Annotated in this window: 16 protein-coding genes; 8 read left to right on the forward strand and 8 right to left on the reverse strand. The window is 54.5% G+C overall.

Annotated features, from left to right (window positions below; translation table 11 throughout):
* Together AC6I8T_RS06505 and hutH are read left to right on the forward strand one after the other, a co-directional pair.
* Entirely contained in the window at positions 1-795 is a 795-nt protein-coding gene (locus tag AC6I8T_RS06505; protein ID WP_208725092.1) for an ABC transporter ATP-binding protein, read from the forward strand.
* Positions 792-2,282, forward strand: coding sequence for a histidine ammonia-lyase (hutH, locus tag AC6I8T_RS06510; RefSeq protein WP_497833614.1), 1,491 nt, complete (start codon positions 792-794; stop codon positions 2,280-2,282). Before AC6I8T_RS06505 ends, hutH begins: the two co-directional genes overlap by 4 nt.
* Here hutH and AC6I8T_RS06515 read toward each other — a convergent pair.
* A complete protein-coding gene (locus AC6I8T_RS06515) occupies positions 2,279-2,911 on the reverse strand; it encodes a flavin reductase family protein (RefSeq protein ID WP_021182531.1) in 633 nt (210 codons plus the stop codon). The two genes, hutH and AC6I8T_RS06515, sit on opposite strands and share 4 nt — an antisense overlap.
* A 145-nt stretch (positions 2,912-3,056) precedes the next feature.
* Between AC6I8T_RS06515 and rlmF the strand changes: the two genes are divergently transcribed.
* Positions 3,057-3,983, forward strand: a complete 927-nt coding sequence (rlmF, locus tag AC6I8T_RS06520) for a 23S rRNA (adenine(1618)-N(6))-methyltransferase RlmF (protein ID WP_208725094.1) — start codon at positions 3,057-3,059, stop codon at positions 3,981-3,983.
* 2 nt (positions 3,984-3,985) lie between these two features.
* On the opposite strand, the gene ybiO is transcribed toward rlmF, so the two are convergent.
* From ybiO to rhtA, 6 genes are all read right to left on the reverse strand, one after another.
* Positions 3,986-6,253, reverse strand: a complete 2,268-nt coding sequence (gene ybiO, locus AC6I8T_RS06525; RefSeq protein ID WP_497833615.1) for a mechanosensitive channel protein — start codon at positions 6,251-6,253, stop codon at positions 3,986-3,988.
* A gap of 120 nt (positions 6,254-6,373) precedes the next feature.
* On the reverse strand, positions 6,374-7,096 hold the full coding sequence (gene glnQ, locus AC6I8T_RS06530) for a glutamine ABC transporter ATP-binding protein GlnQ (RefSeq protein ID WP_013508434.1): 723 nt from the start codon (positions 7,094-7,096) through the stop codon (positions 6,374-6,376).
* Entirely contained in the window at positions 7,093-7,752 is a 660-nt protein-coding gene (glnP, locus tag AC6I8T_RS06535; RefSeq protein ID WP_013508435.1) for a glutamine ABC transporter permease GlnP, read from the reverse strand. Before glnP ends, glnQ begins: the two co-directional genes overlap by 4 nt.
* 84 nt (positions 7,753-7,836) lie before the next feature.
* Entirely contained in the window at positions 7,837-8,583 is a 747-nt protein-coding gene (gene glnH / locus AC6I8T_RS06540; RefSeq protein ID WP_013508436.1) for a glutamine ABC transporter substrate-binding protein GlnH, read from the reverse strand.
* A 323-nt stretch (positions 8,584-8,906) separates the two neighbouring features.
* Complete coding sequence (gene dps, locus AC6I8T_RS06545) at positions 8,907-9,410, reverse strand: DNA starvation/stationary phase protection protein Dps (protein WP_036624544.1); 504 nt, start codon at positions 9,408-9,410, stop codon at positions 8,907-8,909.
* A 317-nt stretch (positions 9,411-9,727) separates the two neighbouring features.
* The gene (gene rhtA, locus AC6I8T_RS06550; protein ID WP_497830336.1) at positions 9,728-10,636 is read right to left on the reverse strand and encodes a threonine/homoserine exporter RhtA; all 909 of its coding nucleotides are present in this window, start codon (positions 10,634-10,636) and stop codon (positions 9,728-9,730) included.
* Positions 10,637-11,015: 379 nt separating this feature from the next.
* Between rhtA and ompX the strand changes: the two genes are divergently transcribed.
* Positions 11,016-11,525 carry an outer membrane protein OmpX gene (gene ompX / locus AC6I8T_RS06555; protein ID WP_021182536.1) on the forward strand — a complete coding sequence of 170 codons (510 nt, stop codon included), beginning with the start codon at positions 11,016-11,018 and terminating at the stop codon, positions 11,523-11,525.
* Between the two features lie 128 nt (positions 11,526-11,653).
* Here the strand turns inward: ompX and AC6I8T_RS06560 are convergent, their stop codons facing one another.
* The gene (locus AC6I8T_RS06560; RefSeq protein ID WP_021182537.1) at positions 11,654-11,848 is read right to left on the reverse strand and encodes a hypothetical protein; all 195 of its coding nucleotides are present in this window, start codon (positions 11,846-11,848) and stop codon (positions 11,654-11,656) included.
* 265 nt (positions 11,849-12,113) lie between these two features.
* Here AC6I8T_RS06560 and mntR point away from each other — a divergent pair, with 265 nt between their 5' ends.
* The 4 genes from mntR (at position 12,114) to AC6I8T_RS06580 (ending at position 16,593) form a co-directional block, all read left to right on the forward strand.
* Positions 12,114-12,572 carry a manganese-binding transcriptional regulator MntR gene (gene mntR, locus AC6I8T_RS06565; RefSeq protein ID WP_013508441.1) on the forward strand — a complete coding sequence of 153 codons (459 nt, stop codon included), beginning with the start codon at positions 12,114-12,116 and terminating at the stop codon, positions 12,570-12,572.
* 21 nt (positions 12,573-12,593) lie between these two features.
* Positions 12,594-13,703: an SLC13 family permease gene (locus AC6I8T_RS06570; protein WP_208725096.1), complete on the forward strand. Its 1,110-nt coding sequence runs from the start codon at positions 12,594-12,596 to the stop codon at positions 13,701-13,703.
* A 185-nt stretch (positions 13,704-13,888) separates the two neighbouring features.
* A complete protein-coding gene (locus AC6I8T_RS06575; protein WP_208725097.1) occupies positions 13,889-15,028 on the forward strand; it encodes an HlyD family secretion protein in 1,140 nt (379 codons plus the stop codon).
* The gene (locus AC6I8T_RS06580; protein ID WP_208725098.1) at positions 15,025-16,593 is read left to right on the forward strand and encodes a DHA2 family efflux MFS transporter permease subunit; all 1,569 of its coding nucleotides are present in this window, start codon (positions 15,025-15,027) and stop codon (positions 16,591-16,593) included. The genes AC6I8T_RS06575 and AC6I8T_RS06580 overlap by 4 nt, the downstream gene beginning before the upstream one ends.

The raw sequence follows: 16,593 nt of genomic DNA on the forward strand, positions 1-16,593 counted from the left end.
ATGCACCATTTACCCCCGATTACCCTGTCGGCCACCGACATCCATAAATCCTTCGGCGCGATGGAAGTGCTGAAAGGCATTAATTTACAGGCGCGCAAAGGCGATGTGATCTCCATTCTCGGTGCCAGCGGATCGGGCAAAAGCACCTTGTTGCGCTGCATCAACTTGCTGGAGACGCCGGATGCCGGTGTGGTCAGCGTGGGGGGCGAAACCATTGAGATGAAGCGCCACGCCCGTGGTCATCAGTTGGCGGCCAATCCGAAACAAATTGAGCGTCTGCGTTCACGGCTCGGCATGGTGTTCCAGAGCTTCAATCTCTGGTCACACATGACGGTGCTGCAAAACGTGATTGAAGGGCCGCATTACGTGCTGAAGCGCGACAAAAAAAGCTGCATCGCCCAGGCCGAGCAACTGCTGGATCGCGTTGGTCTGCTCAATCGCAAAGATTTTTATCCGGCGCAGTTATCGGGTGGTCAGCAGCAACGCGTGGCGATTGCCCGTGCGCTGGCGATGGACCCGGAAGTGATGTTGTTTGATGAACCCACCTCGGCGCTGGACCCGGAACTGGTCGGCGAAGTGCTGAAGGTGATGCGTAGCCTGGCGGAAGAGGGGCGCACCATGCTGGTGGTCACGCATGAGATGGGCTTTGCGCGCAACGTATCGAACCGCGTGGTGTTTATGCATCAGGGCACCATCGATTGTGAAGGCGCGCCGGAAGCGCTGTTCGGTGAACAGGGTTCGCAGCGGTTTAAACAATTTATTTCCAGCCATCAACGTACGGAGCAACCGGCATGAGTGGCACGGTAACCTGGGGCGACAGCCCGTTAAGCTGGCAGGATGTGGTCGCAGTGGCGCGTCACGGCGCGGAGTTAACCCTGAGCACCAGCGCCTGGCAGCGCATTGCCGACGGGCGTGCCATCGTGGACGAGATTGTCGCCAGCGGCCATATCGCCTATGGCATCAACACCGGGTTGGGGGCGTTGTGCAACATCACTTTGCCGGAAGAACAACTGGGGCAGCTGTCGCGCAATACGCTGCTGAGTCACGCCTGTGGTGTCGGGCCGCAGCTGCCTGCGGATGACGTGCGGGCGATTATGTGTGCCGCTATCGCGAACTACAGTCACGGTAAATCCGGTGTCTCGGTGGCGCTGGTGCAGCAACTGCTGGCGTTACTGAATCAACATATTATCCCGCAGGTGCCGTCACAGGGGTCGGTCGGTTATCTCACGCATATGGCGCATATCGGTCTGGCGCTGATTGGTGTGGGGGAGGTGACGTATCAGCAACAAGTCATGCCTGCCGAACAGGCGTTGGCGCTGGCCGGTTTAACCCCGTTCCGTCCGGGTGCGAAAGAGGGGCTGAGTCTGGTCAACGGCACGCCCTGTATGACCGGCATGGCGTGTCTGGCGCTGGACGATGCAGCACGCCTGCTGGACTGCGCGGATGTCACCGGGGCAATGAGTTTTGAAGCGCTGCGTGGGCAACTGGCGGCTTTCGACAAGGAAATCATCGCGCTGAAGGCCAGTCCGGGCATGCAACTGAGCGCCGAGCGGCTGCGTCAGTTACTGAGCGACAGCCCCTTGCTGGCGGCCAGTGTCGGGGTACGCACTCAGGATGCGCTCAGTCTGCGATCCATGCCGCAGGTCCACGGAGCGAGTCGCGATCAGTTTGATCATGCTGCACGCCAGGTCAATATTGAACTGAACGCCTGCACTGACAACCCGCTGGTGCTTGGCACGCCGGAGAACTGGCGCGTGGTGTCGCAGGCCAATCCACACGGTGAATCCGTGGCGATGGCCTGTGATTTGCTGGCAATTGCCCTGGCGGAACTGGGGAGCATTGCGGAGCGTCGGCTTGACCGTCTGGTGAATCCGCTGGTGAGCGGGTTACCGGCGTTCCTGGTGGCGCAACCGGGGGTGAATTCCGGCATGATGATCGCGCAATATGTTGCGGCTGCGCTGTGCGCGGAGAACCGTCAACTGGCGCAACCGGCGGTGCTGGATAACTTTGTGACTTCCGGTTTGCAGGAGGATCACCTGAGTCTTGGTACCGGCGCGGCGCTGAAGCTGCTGAAACTGGTGGGGAATGTCTGGCAGATCCTCGCTATCGAATATCTGCTGGCGGCGCAGGCACTGGATTTCCACGGTGAAGACCAGCTGGCAAGCGGCACGGCGCAGGCGTTGCGTCGCCTGCGTGCGGTGGTTGCCAACTGGCAGGAGGATCGCTGGCTGGCACCGGAAATGGCGCGTGCTGTGCAGGTCCTCAAAACCCACCAGGGTTAAGCGCGGCGGGCGTCCGGTCGCACCAGATCAAAGCGCAACGCTTCACTGATGCCGTAGTAGGCCGAGGGGCCACCGGCACGCAGGATGGGTTGCGCTTTCGCTGTTTGATAGATGCCGTTTTCCAGCAGTTGTTCATCAATATGAATCGCCACCACTTCACCCAGTACCAGCCAACTGTCCAGCTCCGCACCCTGCACATCCTGTAAACGGATGCACTGCGTCAGCCGACACTCAAAGTTAACCGGGCTTTCCGCCACCATGCTGACGTTGACATGCGAAGCGGGGGTTGGCGTTAAGCCAGCCAGCGCAAACTCATCCTGCTCAGGGGGAATTGATGCGGAGCTTTCATTCATCGCTTCGGCCAGTGGACGCGTTGCCAGGTTCCAGACAAATTCGTTGCTCTCGCTGATATTACGCACGCTGTCTTTCCAGCCGCTGCTGGCAAAACCAATGATGGGCGGATGGTAGTTGAAGCAGTTAAAAAAACTGTAAGGGGCAAGGTTGCGCACCCCGTTGGCACTTTGCGAACTGATCCAACCAATGGGACGTGGGCCGATGATGGCGTTGAGGGGATCGTGCGGTAAGCCGTGACCGGCACGGGGTTGGTAGGTATAGCGCTGACGCGTCATAACATCTCCTGGCGTGGCTGAAATAGGGCAAAACGCGCAATAAATTGCGCCGCTACGGAATTTAACAGCGTAACGCAAATGGGCAGAGATTTTCTTTTTTTCCCAACACGGAGTATCTTACGCCGCGTTATCGATCGGAGAACCTATGAACAAACCAGCCGCCACCTCGCCCTTCCACCCGCGTAACCGCCATCAAGGCCGTTATGATTTTGCTGCTTTAACGGCGGCGCATCCGCCACTGGCAGACAAGGTGCGCCCGAACGGCTACGGCGAGCTGTCGGTGGATTTTGCCGATCCGCAGGCGGTGATGTTACTTAATCAGGCGCTGCTGAAGCTGTTTTATAACCTCAACTGGCAGTTGGCGGAAGGCTATTTGACGCCGCCGGTACCGGGCCGGGCGGATTATATTCATGCGCTGGCCGATTTGCTGGCGACTGATAACGGCGGGGTGATCCCGCGCGATGTGGACGTGATGGATATTGGTTGCGGTGCCAACTGCATCTATCCGTTGATTGGTCATGCCGAGTACGGCTGGCGCTTTACCGGCACCGATATCACGGCAGAAGCGATCACCGCCGCCAACCAGATTGTTGCCAGCAATCCGGGGTTACAGCGTGGCATTCGCCTGCGCCGTCAGAAGCAACCCGAGGCGATTTTCGCCGGGGTGGTGCACAAAAATGAACGCTATCAGGCGGTCCTGTGTAATCCACCGTTCCATGCTTCGGCAGAAGACGCTGCGGCGGGCAGCCAGCGTAAAGTGCGTAACCTTGGCTTGAAGAAAAGCACGCCGCTCAACTTTGGTGGTCAGCATAACGAGTTGTGGTGCGACGGCGGCGAGCGCAAGTTTGTCGGTCAGATGATTGCCGAAAGCGTTGCTTTTGCTGACCGTATTGTGTGGTTCACTTCGCTGGTGTCACGCAAGGAGAATTTGCCCGCGCTGCGCGACCAACTGCGCGATCTTGATGCGTACGAGGTACGCATTATCGAGATGGCGCAGGGACAGAAGCAGAGCCGGTTTATCGCCTGGACCTTCCTGCCGCCAGCCTCGCGCGCTCAGCGACTGAAGCGCTAAATTCACGCGCCCGGCGGCAACGCCTGAAAACTGGCGGCGGATGCGACATCGCTGCCGGTTTGCATCACCTCCACCGTCTGATGCGGCGCTTTGATGCCCGCAGCATCGAAGTGTTTTTTCACCTTATCATCCAGCGCAAACCGCACCGACCACTGCTTCAGCGGTTGGGTGGTGAAGGAGACACGCACGGTGAAGGATTGGTTGGTCAGCCCGACCAGCCCGGCAAAGCTGGGTTCCCCAATCACCATGCCGCGAATTTCCGGATTTTCCAGCAATTCTTGCACCGCCGCTTGTAAGGTGGCATTCACTTTCTCCGTGTCTTCGCTGCGGTCAACATCATAGTTGGCGACGAACGAGCCGATGCCGCGCACAAAGTTGGCGAAGGTGGTGATCGAGGACCAGGGAATAATATTTAACGCACCGGTATCCTGGCGTACTCCGACGGAGCGAATCGACATCCGTTCCACCGTGCCGGTGATGGTGCCGATAGTCACCAGGTCGCCGGTATTCATCCCGTTCTCAAACTGGATAAACACGCCGGTGATGATGTCTTTCACCAGCGTTTGCGAACCAAACGATACCGCCAGCCCCAGCGCGCCTGCGCCCGCCAGCAATGGGGCGATATTCACCCCAACTTCAGACAACAAAATCATAATGGTGATGGTGCTGATCACCACTGCCAGCGCGTTGCGGAATAGCGTCAGCAGCGTGCGGGTACGGGCGCTTGGCATTGGACGACCGTGGGAATCCGATGCCAGACGGCTCTCAATCAGGCTCGCCAGCAGCGTCCAGCCAATCGCCGACAGCAACACAATCATCACGATGCGGATCAGCACGTCGACCATCTTCTGTCCGGTGCCAAAGGTCAGCCAGTGCAAGAGGTCAAACAGGTTCCACGCATTCAGCAACAACAGCAGGGTCGCCAGCACGGTGATCACCCGCGCCAGTTTGAGCAGCGCTTTTACCCAGTCGTTGACGCGCTTTTGTAACTCCGGGTAGTTACGGCGCAACTCTGGGGAGAGCGTGAGCGTTTTACCAATCCAGCGCGTTAACATGCCGGAAATCAGCGCGGCGATACCAATAATCGCCAGACTGCGCACCGTGGCTGACATCATAAACTTCAGGCTGTCACCGGGATTAAAAATGGAAAGCAGAAACAGGGCGATAAAGTAAGCGCTTGCCAGCCAGTGCCATACCATAGCGTAGGCGCGGATAAACAGCGCAAAAAAACTCAGGCTGCGATCGGCAAGGCGCGCGAGGGCATCGTGGATGCGACGCTTGTTGCGAAAAATCAGCCACAGCGCCCAGACGGTCATAATGCCCATCACCAGGACATTAACCAGTGCCGCGACCTGCATATTCACCTGATTAGACACGACAGGTACCACCACCAGCAAACCGTAGCCGATGATGCCACTTAACCAGCTCAGACGGGTATTCCAGTAACGAGCGCGATCGTCTGGCAAATGGAAAAAACGTAACGTTGGGTAGTTGGGGCAAAAGATTAAGCGCAGCACCGCTTTGAAGAACTCAATTAACGCAAAGGCATTGAGAAACAACCCCTGTTGGTAAGCAATGGTGCGGTTATCACCGTGGTAGTTGTCGCTGATGATCTGACCAATAAACAGCGTTAACGCCAGCAGCAGCAAATCGATAATGAACGCCAGCGTGATGGTCGCGGGCAGATGCAGCCAGTTGTTGTGATCGCGGTTTTTATCACGGCCCCATTGTCCCATGCGATGCCAAAACGGTGACATCAGGCGGCGTACCAGCCAGTAAAAGGCAAACACCGCCACTGCCAGCACCACAAAATGCTTCAGGGCATTAAAGAAGGTTTGCTGGTTGAAAGGTTTGTGCGGGGCATTGGCGATGTTGTTATGCAGCTGGGCAAATTGTGACGCCACCTCGCCACCATATTCTCGGGTCACGCTGGTGACGCTCTCCAGCACGGTAGGATCTTCATCTGTCGCTTTTGGCGGTTCGAGTACCGGTGCTGCGCTGGTGGAAGGAGTACTGGCTGCCTGGCGTAACTGATCAATCAACTCCTGACGTGAGTCATTATTTTCCAGTATGTTAGCCAGTGCGGCATAGGCGGCTTTTTTCTCTTCCAGGGTTGGGGTGCTGTCACTGCTGGCGGGGGGAGAGGATTGCTGTGCGGCAACTGCCGCCTGTGGCAGCGTGACCGCCTGAGTGGTCGGGATCAGCAGCAGGCAGATAAGACTGAGGCTCCAACAGATGGCACGACGCCATTGTGGGCGGGCAAACGACATGGCTTTCTCCTTCAGCTTCGCACAAGGGGAAAGTATAGACAGTGGGGGAGGGAGATGAGTCCGAAAGGGGGATGCCGTAACGGCGCGCGATAAACCGCACCGTTACGGTACAACAGCGGATTAAGATACGTGCTGTAAAAACTCGCGCAGACGATCGCTCGGCGGGTTGGTGATCAACGCGTCCGGGTCGCCATCTTCGGCGATGGTGCCTTTATCGATAAAGATCAGGCGCGAGGCGACTTTCTGTGCGAAACCCACTTCGTGCGTCACGATGACCATCGTCATGCCTTCTTCAGCCAGATCCTGCATCACTTTCAGCACTTCATGGCGCAGTTCAGGGTCGAGGGCAGAGGTTGGCTCATCGAACAACATCATTTTCGGCTTTACCGCCAGTGCGCGCGCAATGGCGACGCGTTGTTGCTGACCACCGGAAAGTTCAGACGGGAAATGGTGCGCGCGTTCGGCAAGGCCCACTTTACCCAGCAGCTCACGCGCCAGCTTCTGCGCATCTTCTTTCTTCGCACCGCGCACGCGGATCGGACCGAAGGCCACGTTATCCAGGGCGCTCATCTGCGGAAACAGGTGGAACTGCTGAAACACCATGCCTGCTTCCTGACGGATCAGGCGTTCGTCGACTTTCGGGTCGTTCACCTTCATGCCATCGACAATCAGATCGCCGGTGGTGATCTCTTCCAGCTTGTTAATGCAGCGCAGCAGCGTTGATTTACCGGAACCGGATGGGCCGATAATCACCACCACTTCACCCTGATTAATTTTCAGGTTGATGTCGTGCAGAACCTGGGTCTGGCCGAAGTTTTTAGAGACGTTTTTAAATTCAATCACAGGATTTTCACCCTTTTCTCAATACGGCGCAGCACAAAGCTCAACACCAGCGTAATAACCAGATAGATGATGGCAACGGCGCTCCAGATCTCCAGCGCGCGGAAGTTACCGGCGATGATTTCCTGGCCCTGGCGGGTCAGTTCTGCCACACCAATCACGATAAACAGCGAGGTGTCCTTGATGCTGACAATCCACTGGTTACCCAGCGGCGGCAGCATACGACGCAGCGCCAGCGGCATGATCACGTAACGCAGCGTTTCGCGACGAGACAGACCCAATGCCAGACCGGCTTCACGGAAGCCTTTGTTGATTGACAGCACCGCACCGCGCGTGATTTCCGCGATGTAGGCACCCGAGTTGATCATAATGGTCACCACCGCAGCGGTGAACGGATCAATCCGCAGGTCCGGGAAGGCCATCGGCAGGGCGAAGTAAATAAACATCACCTGCACCACAATTGGCGTGCCGCGAATCAATTCAATGAAAACCAGTGCGATGTTGTTAGCGATCCAGCCGCCGTAAGCGCGGGCGAAACCGGCCACCAGGCCGATAATCAAACCGCCGACCAGGCCGAGGACCGAAATAATCAGGGTCATTTTGGCGCCTTCCAGCAAAATTGGCAGGGCAGGCCAAATGACGCTCCAGTCAAACTCCATGGTGGAACTCCAGAATTTGTTGCGATGGAAAAAGCAGGGCTGAATCAGCCCTGCTGCAAAGATAAAAATAGAACAAGATGCGAATTATTTAGGCTCGCTGCCGAACCATTTTTTATAGATGGTGTTGTAAGTGCCGTTGTCACGCAGGGTTTTCAGCGCGCCGTTCACTTTTTCACGCAGGTCGTCGCTGCCTTTCGGGAACGCGATACCGTACTGCTGGGCTGAGATTGACTCACCAACCGCTTTGAAGCGACCTTTGCCCGCGGTGTGGATGAAGTACAGGATGTTCGGGGTATCGTGCAGCACGGCGTCAGCACGGTTGGTGCCTAACTCCATGTATGCGTTGTCGATGTTCGGGAACTGACGCAGATCTTTCGATTTGATGTGCGCTTTGGCGTAATCAACAGAACCGGTGCCGCTTTTCACTGCCACCACTTTGCCGTTCAGATCATCGATGCTTTTGATGTTGTTTTCGTTGCTACGCACCATCACCAGCAGACCGCTTTTGTAGTAGCCGTCAGAGAAATCGATGGCTTTTTTACGTTCATCGGTAATGGTGATACCTGCCAGCGCCACATCGACGTTGCGGGTTTGCAGTGCCGGGATGATGCCGCTGAAATCCATTGGCTTCAGGGTGTAGTCCAGTTTCAGTTCTTTAGCGATAGCGGCCCACAGGTCGATATCAAAACCGACATATTGGTCACCCTGCTTAAATTCGAACGGAACGAAAGCGGTGTCAGTGGCGACAACCAGTTTTTTATCTGCTGCGGTGGATGAAAGAGAGAAGGCCAGCGCCAGGGCTGCCACGGAGACTTTAATCAGTGACTTCATCATTTTTCCTTATTACCTTCCAGACCTGCTGGCCTGATTTGCGGCTGATCATATGAAAAAACTATGCCAACTTTTCATTTGTCGCGAAATCAGCAGGTTGCATAACGTTGCTGACACGATTTTGCTTACAGAAAACGAAATGCACCATCATGAAGCACCAAAATAGTGCGTGGTGCCTTTGTGGTGCAGGGCACAGTGTGCCCCAGAGCGCAGGGCAGGAAAAGCAGGGATGAAGAAATTGTTAACGGTGTCAAAAAAAGCACCAGGATGTTACACAGGCATAAAAAAGGCGGGTTAAACCCGCCTGATTAAGAATTTACTGATTATTCGATATTAGATTCGATAAACCACAAGAACTTATCGAGATCGCGTGATGCGGCGGTGAAAATATCCGCGCTATCTTCATCGCTCACTTCACTGATGGCTTTACGGACATCGTTTGCCACGATGGCATAACGGTCGGCCAGCGCTTTCAGATGATCCTGTACGCTGTGGATATTTAGCGGGTAGCTTTTCAGTGGCGTTTTATCGTTGACCACCTGAGTGGTGCCCAGCGCAACGCCGCCCAGCTGTACCACACGTTCAGCAATGGTGTCCTGATGATCAGTAATCGCGGTACGGAAGCCGTCCAGCATTTCATGCACCGCAATAAAGTTCGCGCCGCGCATGTTCCAGTGCGCCTGTTTGGTGATCAGCGACAGGTCAATAAACTCCACTACCAGACGGTTGAGCACCTCAATGGTGGCTTTCTTCTCGCTATCAGCCACGTCGTTACGGGTGTAAATCAGATCGGAAGATTTTGTTTTAACCAGTTTTGCGGTACTCATCATTAAATTCCTCTTGTTGATGGGTTGTCCTAATCAAGCACGGGGATAAGTATAGCAGCACTTCCCTGGCTTGCAGGATTGATTCAGTCAATATCAGGAATAGGTAAACACCCATTGATCATCGCTGGGAGATTAAATGCTGTGAGGGTAAGTTAATTACAAAAACTAGTTTTATCATGCAGATAAAATATATCTGTTAATTGTCTTTCATGAATGTTGCAAAATAATAACAAAACAGGCCGGCAAGAAATAAAAATTGATAATGAGAATGGTTTATATATTCAGCCAGTCAGAGAACTGGCTGAATATATCGATATTTATTGTGGGGGATTTAAATCTACTTCGTTAATTTGTGGGCTTTTCGGTTTCATCGTTAGCGTGGAACCGGCTGAGGCGATAATGATCGCCAGCAGGGCAAACCATTGTTTTAACGTCAGTAATTCACCAAGGAATAACATGCCGGAGAGCGCGGCCATGGCGGGTTCCAGGCTCATCAACGTGCCAAAGATACGCGCGGGTAAGCGGGTGAGCGCCATCATCTCCAGCGAATAAGGAATGGCGCTGGAGAGTAAGGCAATCAGCAGGGCTAGCGGCAAAATTTCCCAGTGCCAGATACCGCTATGCGCAAAGGTCAGACCGAGAGGGACAAAAATAACGGAGGCGATTAAGGAACCCATCGCTACCGTCGCCGGGCCGTGTTCAGCCCCCGCGCGCTGACCCGCCAGAATGTAGATCGCCCAGCAGGCACCAGCCGTGACGGCCAGCAATGCACCCAGCGGGTCGATATGACTCATTCCTTCACCAATCGGCAGTAGAAACCATAAACCGATTACTGCCAGCAGCACCCAGAGAAAGTCCAGTGGACGTCGGGAACCCAGCAACGCCAGCGTCAGCGGCCCGGTAAACTCCAGTCCAACCGCGACACCCAGCGGCACGGTACGGATGGAGAGATAGAAGGAATAATTCATGCAACCGAGCGCCAGGCCATACATCAGCAGTGGCATACGTTGTTCACGGGTAAAACGCAGACGCCAGGGTTTAAAGATGGCGCAGAGGATAAGGGTACCCAACCCAAGACGCAGGGCGGTGATGCCGGGCGCACCGACGGTGGGGAACAACGATTTCGCCAATGATGCGCCGCCTTGTAGCGACAGCATGGCAATCAGCAGCACGGCGATTGGGAAAACCACCGGCGTCAGTTTTTTGGCAGTCAGAGGTGCAGACATGCTGGAATCAATCCCTGTTGTTATTAACATCAAAGTAACAGCCAGCAGTGTAAAGGAATTGCGCGCAAATAAGGAGGCGCACTTTCGGCAAAAATAATCGCAACGGCAGCTGAAAAAACAGCCAATTTCAGGTCCATTTCCGTAAAGAAATGTCAGCCAGGATTAGGAATTTACTTAAAGGTGTAAATGGCGGGAAGAAAGTTCATTGCAGTTTGATGACGCTTTTTATAAGAAAAATGAATGACATAGGAAACTTCATTAACTTTCTGTTACACCAAACAATCTGTTAGACAACAAATTAACGGCAGAGTTTCGCGCTATTTTTTGTTATATTTTTAGGCGTTGTCAGGAGAGAAGTTTTATCACATTTGAGGTGGTTATGAAAAAAATTGCATGTCTTTCAGCACTGGCTTGTGTACTGGCAGTCGCAGCAGGTTCTGCCATGGCGCAGAGCACCGTTACCGGTGGTTACGCTCAGAGCGATTACCAGGGTGTTGCCAACAAAGCTAACGGTTTCAACCTGAAATACCGTTACGAAGACGGTACTAACCCGCTGGGTTGGATCGGTTCTTTCACCTACACCGAGAAAGATCGCACTGACGCTGGCGTGTACAACAAAGGCCAGTACTACGGCATCACTGGTGGTCCTGCTTACCGTCTGAACGACTGGGCAAGCATCTACGGTGTTGTAGGTCTGGGCTACGGTAAATACCAGTCTAACGGTGCTGACCGTCAGAAATCTGACACCAGCGACGTAGGTTTCTCTTACGGTGCAGGTTTGCAGTTCAACCCGATTCAGAACGTTGCACTGGACGTGGGCTACGAGCAGAGCCGCATCCGCAGCGTCGACGTAGGCACCTGGATTGCTGGCGTAGGCTACAGCTTCTAAGTTTTTGCTTAGACCAGAGTTGCAAACGAAACGGCCCCGATGGGGCCGTTTTTTTTATGTCTTTTTCGCAGACAAACAAAAGCAGCGCGATCAATCGCGCCGCAATCAAAATTAGTCAGGGGATGCGCTTAGCCGCGCCAGATCAGATTCGGGCAGGGGCGCTCGGCAAGTTTTTTGCCGGTGAGCTTTTCGATCAACATCAGACGCAGCGCGAACGGTGAGCGGCTCAACAGGCACAGCAGCGATTTCAGCTCGAAAGCTGGCGCGCTTTTTTCCGCCTGGAAGCATTTGCCACAGTCAAGGCAGCTTTTCATGGTGGTCATATTCACCTCCCGATTATTGACGACGTAACAGTAAGCACAGACCTGCGATAAACAACAGGAAAAGGAGCAACAGCAAATAAGGGTCATGCATCGTTTGCCTCCTTTGTGAGCATTGCTGCTTACATTATCAGCGAATATAGCACCGGCTATACCCTTTAGCCAAGGCTATTTAGGAAAATTTTGTGCTTATTTGTGCCTGGTTTACAATGAGCGCAGCTAGCCCGTACCGCAGTTCTGGTATGGCAAATAATAAAGAGGAAGCTGAATGAGTCGTCGTGCCAAGAGCGCCATTACCCCGCCGCAGGGGCCGCTTAAAGATATAGAGGAGCATGTCGAAGGATTTCGCCAGGTGCGCGAAGCACATCGTCGTGAATTAATTGATGACTACGTTGAGTTAATCTCTGATTTGATTCGTGAATTTGGTGAGGCGCGCCAGGTAGATATGGCTGCGCGGCTCGGTGTTTCCCAACCGACCGTAGCGAAAATGTTGAAGCGCCTCGGCAGCACCGGACTGGTTGAGCAGGTGCCCTATCGCGGGGTCTTCCTGACGCGTGAAGGGGAGAAACTGGCGGAAGAGAGCCGTGCGCGCCATCACATTGTAGAAACTTTTCTGCTGGCGCTGGGCATCAGTCCCGAAACGGCGCGTCGTGATTCGGAAGGTATTGAACATCACGTCAGTGATGAAACCCTCGCCGTGTTTAAGAAGTTTTATGAGAGTCGCTAACTGTTAAGGCTTTTCGCCATCATGCCCATCGTGCTTCGTTCTTTCATGCGTGATCGCATTTTGCATTTGTTGTTGCTGTTGGGTGTGATATTGCTGCCATTTGCGGATTTCCGCTGGCAGCAGTTGCCGGGTGCCGTGGACTGGCACACCATCATGACGCTCACCGGGTTGTTGATGTTGACCAAAGGCCTGGAAAACAGCGGCTATTTTGATGTGCTGGGCGCGCGGCTGATCCAGCGATTTCAGCATGAACGGGCGCTGGCGTTGTTTATGGTCTGTGCCGCTGCGCTGCTTTCTACCTTTCTCACCAATGATGTTGCGCTGTTCATTCTGGTGCCGCTGACCCTGACGCTGCGTAAGTTTTCCCGCCTGCCGATTTCGCGCCTGATCATCTTCGAAGCGCTGGCGGTCAATGCCGGATCGCTGCTTACGCCAGTGGGGAACCCACAAAATATCCTGTTGTGGAGCCACGGATCGCTGAGCGTCTCCGCCTTTATTCTGCAAATGCTGCCGATTGCGGCCTGGCTGATGTTGACGCTGATGGCGTTGACCTGGTGGAGCTTTTCGCCGCGTGCCATCCAGAAACATGACGCCGGGCAGGAACATCAGTGGCAAAAACCGCTGTTTATCCTCAGCGTGGTGTTGTACCTGCTGTTTGTGATGGCGCTTGAACTGAAGCTAACGGGGTGGGCGCTGCTGTTGGTTGCGGGGTGTTTTTTACTGCTGGCCCGTCAGGTACTGATCAGCATCGACTGGAGTTTGCTGCTGGTATTTGTAGCGATGTTTATCGACGTCTTTTTACTGATGCATCTGTCGCTGTTACAGCCGCATTTCGCCGCCATTGGCCAGTTAGGCGAGGGCGGGTTGTATCTGCTGGCGATTGGTCTGTCGCAAATCATCAGTAATGTGCCCTCAACTATCCTGTTGTTGCAAAAGGTGCCGCCCTCCGATGTTCTGGCCTGGGCAGTCAATATCGGTGGATTTGGCTTGCTGCCGGGGTCGCTGGCCAACCTGATTGCGTTGCGGATGGCACAGGATCGCCGCGTCTGGTGGCGCTTCCACCTCTTCTCACTGCCGATGCTGGCGTGGTCGATGCTCAGTGGCTGGCTGCTGTTGCAATGGCTGCGCTAAACCAGCGAATTCTCTTCACCTGAGGCGGTTAGTCACCGCCTTTTCAGTATGTTATCGCGCCTTTTAGCTGAAAATGCGTGCTTTCACTGTTTTGTAAAGAAACACTGGAATTTGTCAATTTGTTATCTAAGGTTAACTTGACCGCTTACGCCCGGGGATCGGGGCCAGGATTAAGATGACAATTTATGAGTGATAACAAAAATCAGCCGTCTGTACACGCGGCACAAAACCCACATCAGCCAGAAGAATCGAACGTCAATTCATCAAATAATAATGAGCCGGAACGTAAACGACCAGGTAAAAAGCCGTTGGTTATCCTGGTAATTGTTGCCGTGATCATGCTGCTGGTGATTTTCTGGTTCTGGTTTAGCAATCGCAACATTGAAACCACCGATGATGCCTTTACCGAAGGCAATGCCGTCACCATCGCACCGAAAGCCGCAGGTTATGTGGTGAATCTGTTGGTACGAGATAACCAGCGGGTGAAGAAAGGCGATTTGCTGGTTGAGATTGATCCGCGTGATAACGTGGCACAACGCGATCAGGCGAAAGCCCAACTCGGGCTGGCGCAAGCGCAGCTGCATCAGGCGCAGGCGCAACTGGCGTTGTCCCGCGTACAATATCCGGCACAGCGCGACCAGGCATTAGCCGATCAAGCGAAAGCACAGGCGAATTTGCTTAATGCCCAAGCCGATTATCGCCGGCAACATGCGGTCGATCCGCGCGCCACCTCACAGCGCAATATTGACAGCGCGACGGTGCAATTACGCTCCGCCGAAGCACAGTTGCTTAGCGCGAAGGCGCAGGTTGAGGTGGCATCGCAGGTGCAATTGCAGCTTCGTGCCCAGGAAACCAATGTCGAAGCGCGTCAACAGCAGGTTGAGCAGGCGCAGGCGCAACTGAATACCGCCGAACTGAATCTGTCTTACACCCAGGTACGTGCGCCATACGAGGGCTTCGTCACCAAACGTAATGTCCATATCGGTTCACTGGTGCAGGCGGGAACTGCGTTGTTCTCGCTGGTTTCGCCCGATATCTGGATTACCGCCAACTTTAAAGAGTCGCAACTGGAGCGGATGAATCCGGGCGATAAAGTGGAAATCAGTGTTGATGCCTGGCCGAGCCTCAAGCTGGAAGGGCATGTGGACAGTATCCAGATGGGGACCGGTTCGCGCTTCTCCACCTTCCCGGCAGAGAATGCAACCGGTAACTATGTGAAAATCGTCCAGCGTGTGCCGGTGAAAATTGTCATCGATAAAGGTCTTGATGCCAACCATCCATTGCCGCTGGGACTGTCAGTTGAACCGAAGGTGACTGTGGAATGAGTGCGAGCCAGAGCTGGAAACCCGCCAGCAATCCCTGGCTGGTGGCGATCACGGTAACGTTGGCGGTGTTTATGGAGATCCTTGACACCACCATCGTGAACGTCGCGCTGCCACATATCGCCGGATCGCTCTCCTCCAGTTATGACGAATCCACCTGGGTGCTGACGTCATACCTGGTGGCGAACGGCATCGTCCTGCCTATTTCGGCCTTCTTTACCCGCCTGTTTGGTCGCAAACAGTTTTTCCTGATTTGTATCGTGATGTTCACCGTCTGTTCATTTCTATGCGGCATTGCGACGGAGCTGTGGCAAATCATTCTGTTTCGCGTGATGCAGGGATTTTTCGGCGGTGGTCTGCAACCAACGCAGCAATCGGTGCTGCTCGACTATTTCAAACCGGAAGATCGCGGCAAGGCATTTGGCCTCTCCTCGATTGCGATTATTGTGGCACCGGTGATTGGTCCCACGTTGGGCGGTTGGATCACCGACAACTACAGCTGGCGCTGGGTATTCTTTATCAACATCCCGGTCGGGATTCTGACGGTGCTGGCAATTTACCAGTTGCTGGAAGATCCGCCGTGGGAAAGCAAATGGGAAAAAGGCCGCCTGAAGATTGATTACATCGGTATCGGGCTGATCACCCTTGGGCTGGGATGTTTGCAGGTGATGCTGGACCGTGGTGAAGATGCCGACTGGTTCGCTTCCCACTTTATTCGCCTGTTTGCCGGGTTGGCGGTGGTGGGGATTGTTGGTGCCGTTTACTGGCTGCTCTACGTGCGTAAGCCGGTGGTGGATCTGACGGTGATGAAGGATCGCAACTTCTGGGTCGCCGGGTTGCTGATGGCGGGTATGGCGATGATTCTGTACGGCAGTTCGGTGGTGTTGCCGCAGTTGGCGCAGCAGGATCTGGGTTATACCGCCACCTGGTCTGGCCTGGTGCTGTCGCCCGGCGCGGTGCTGATTGTGCTGACCATCCCGCTGGTGCTGAAGCTGATGCCCATTGTGCAGACACGTTACATCATCGCCTTTGGTTTCAGTTGCCTGGCACTGGCGTTCTGCTATTCCACCCGCCTGACGCCGAATGTCGATTTCACCACCCTGGTATTGATGCGCAGTGCCCAGTCGATTGGCCTTGGCTTCCTGTTTGTGCCGCTGACCACTATTGCGTTTATCACCGTACCGCAGCGCTTAAACGCTGATGCAGCTGCGTTATTTACCATGTTCCGTAACGTGGCGGGATCAATCGGTATCTCGCTGTCAACGGCGGCGATCACCGAGCGAATGCAGACGCAGTCGGCCAATATGGTGCACAACATGACGCCGCTCAATGAGCCATTTAACCTCACATTGCAGCACTGGGCGCAGGCGATCCGTGATTACACCACGGCGGTGGGCGATCCGCTGCAAATTGCCAGCGGTCAGCTTTACCAGGAGATGATCGCCCAGTCACGCATCCTTGCCTATATCGATGTCTTTATGGGGCTGAGCATTGTGGCAGTACTGTTGATTCCTTTTTGCTGGTTGCTTTCGCCGATTAAGAGTGAAGGCAGTGCAGGAGCCCATTAA

This window comes from Pantoea sp. X-Soil-OKNW-556, assembly GCF_059730695.1.

Bases quoted from the DNA above. Each gene is read 5' to 3' on its own strand.
- AC6I8T_RS06505 (WP_208725092.1), top strand. From the start codon at position 1: ATGCACCATTTACCCCCGATTACCCTGTCGGCCACCGACATCCATAAA.
- hutH (WP_497833614.1), top strand. From the start codon at position 792: ATGAGTGGCACGGTAACCTGGGGCGACAGCCCGTTAAGCTGGCAGGAT.
- AC6I8T_RS06515 (WP_021182531.1), bottom strand. From the start codon at position 2,911: ATGACGCGTCAGCGCTATACCTACCAACCCCGTGCCGGTCACGGCTTA.
- rlmF (WP_208725094.1), top strand. From the start codon at position 3,057: ATGAACAAACCAGCCGCCACCTCGCCCTTCCACCCGCGTAACCGCCAT.
- ybiO (WP_497833615.1), bottom strand. From the start codon at position 6,253: ATGTCGTTTGCCCGCCCACAATGGCGTCGTGCCATCTGTTGGAGCCTC.
- glnP (WP_013508435.1), bottom strand. From the start codon at position 7,752: ATGGAGTTTGACTGGAGCGTCATTTGGCCTGCCCTGCCAATTTTGCTG.
- glnH (WP_013508436.1), bottom strand. From the start codon at position 8,583: ATGAAGTCACTGATTAAAGTCTCCGTGGCAGCCCTGGCGCTGGCCTTC.
- dps (WP_036624544.1), bottom strand. From the start codon at position 9,410: ATGAGTACCGCAAAACTGGTTAAAACAAAATCTTCCGATCTGATTTAC.
- rhtA (WP_497830336.1), bottom strand. From the start codon at position 10,636: ATGTCTGCACCTCTGACTGCCAAAAAACTGACGCCGGTGGTTTTCCCA.
- ompX (WP_021182536.1), top strand. From the start codon at position 11,016: ATGAAAAAAATTGCATGTCTTTCAGCACTGGCTTGTGTACTGGCAGTC.
- AC6I8T_RS06560 (WP_021182537.1), bottom strand. From the start codon at position 11,848: ATGACCACCATGAAAAGCTGCCTTGACTGTGGCAAATGCTTCCAGGCG.
- mntR (WP_013508441.1), top strand. From the start codon at position 12,114: ATGAGTCGTCGTGCCAAGAGCGCCATTACCCCGCCGCAGGGGCCGCTT.
- AC6I8T_RS06570 (WP_208725096.1), top strand. From the start codon at position 12,594: ATGCCCATCGTGCTTCGTTCTTTCATGCGTGATCGCATTTTGCATTTG.
- AC6I8T_RS06575 (WP_208725097.1), top strand. From the start codon at position 13,889: ATGAGTGATAACAAAAATCAGCCGTCTGTACACGCGGCACAAAACCCA.
- AC6I8T_RS06580 (WP_208725098.1), top strand. From the start codon at position 15,025: ATGAGTGCGAGCCAGAGCTGGAAACCCGCCAGCAATCCCTGGCTGGTG.